Origin of the sequence: Streptomyces ipomoeae 91-03 (assembly GCF_000317595.1) — a bacterium.
GTDB lineage: Bacteria > Actinomycetota > Actinomycetes > Streptomycetales > Streptomycetaceae > Streptomyces > Streptomyces ipomoeae.
In genome coordinates, this window is the sequence record NZ_AEJC01000330.1 from 1 (window position 1) to 1,436 (window position 1,436).

Consider the following 1,436-nt stretch of genomic DNA (forward strand, 5'->3'; position numbering starts at 1 on the left):
TCCAGATTTAATTTGCCTGCAGCAACCATCCAGTCCTATGGTTGCTTAAGCAATGAACAGGGGAGGGGTGCCATGGCAAGGCAGGCGCAGTATGAGGAGCTCGCCCGCCAGGTCAGCGCCGTTGGCGTGGTGAACCGGGAGATCGCCCGAATGGTGCCACCCGACTGGCGCAGCCGCTCACCACCCGCAGCGGCCGTCGTACCGAAACCACCCCCCCTGGGCGCCCGGCATCAAGAGGTCCGCGCCGTGCCCGTTCCCTTCTCCGCGTCCAGGGCGTACACACAGCGGTCCTTGCTGCACGCGTACACCACCCCGTCCCGCACCACCGGCGAGCCGGTGATCTCGCCGCCCGTCGCCAGCTTCCAGCGCAGGCGGCCGTCGTCGGCCTTCAGCGTGTAGAGCAGGTGGTCCGTGGAGCCGAAGTGGATGCGGCCCTCGGCGACCGAGGGGGCGCCGACGATCTCGCCGCCCGCCTGGAAGCGCCACTTGGGGGTGCCGGTGACGGCGTCGAGGGTGTAGAGGCCCTTGCCGCTGCCGACGTGGACATGGCCGGCGGCGACGAGGACGGGCTCGATGGAGGCGCGGGACTCGGTGGCGATGCGCCAGCGGTCGCGGCCGTCGGTGGCGTCGAGGGCGTAGACCGTGCCGAGGTAGTCGGCGAGGTAGATGCCGCCGCCCGTCACCGCGGGGCCCGGCGCGAACGTGGGGGCGGAGAGGAAGACGGCCGGGGCCTCGAAGTGCCAGCGGACATGGCCGCTCGCGATGTCGACGGCGAGGACTCGGCTGCCGGCGGAGATGTACACGTAGCCGTCCGCGGCCGGGGTCAGCCGGACCGGGACTCCGCCGCAGGAGGCCGCGTCGCCGACCGGGTACGACCAGCGCTCGTCGCCCGTGCGGGCCTCCAGGGCGCGCAGCCGGGCGTCCTTCCAGACGTACACCGTGCCGTCCTGGACGACCGGCCCGGCCTCGGGGGACTCGAAGTCGGCCTGGGCGCCGGTGATCTCCCAGAGCTTCTGCCCGTTGGAGGCCTCCCAGCCCTGTACGCCGCCGCCCCGGGTGGCCGTGACCACCGTGCCCCGGTCGGCCTTCAGCGAGTACACCCAGGCCTCCGTGGACAGCCGCCACAGGTCGGTGCCCTCGCGGGCGTCGAGGGCGAAGAGGGTGGGGCCGTCGGAGGCGTGGATACGGCCGTCCGCGACCGCCATCGACCAGGCGACGTCACGGGTCTTGAAGCGGCGGCGGCCGGTCGCCACGTCCAGGGCGTGCACCTCGAAGGAGGTGACGTAGACGAGGTCGTCGGCGACGGACGGGGTGCCCCACACGTCGTTCGACATACGGAACCGCCAGGGCCGCCAGCCGGAGGCCGCGGGCTCATGGGCGGGCGCGGGCGGGGCGGCGGGCGCGGGGTCGGCGCCGTTCACGCCGGCGCGCGGCCG

Annotated in this window: 1 protein-coding gene; it reads right to left on the reverse strand. The window is 73.2% G+C overall.

Going from position 1 to position 1,436, the window contains the following annotated elements:
- Positions 1–230: 230 nt before the first annotated feature.
- The coding region (locus STRIP9103_RS21605; protein ID WP_048820710.1) for an outer membrane protein assembly factor BamB family protein at positions 231–1,436 on the reverse strand (1,206 nt) is incomplete at its 5' end.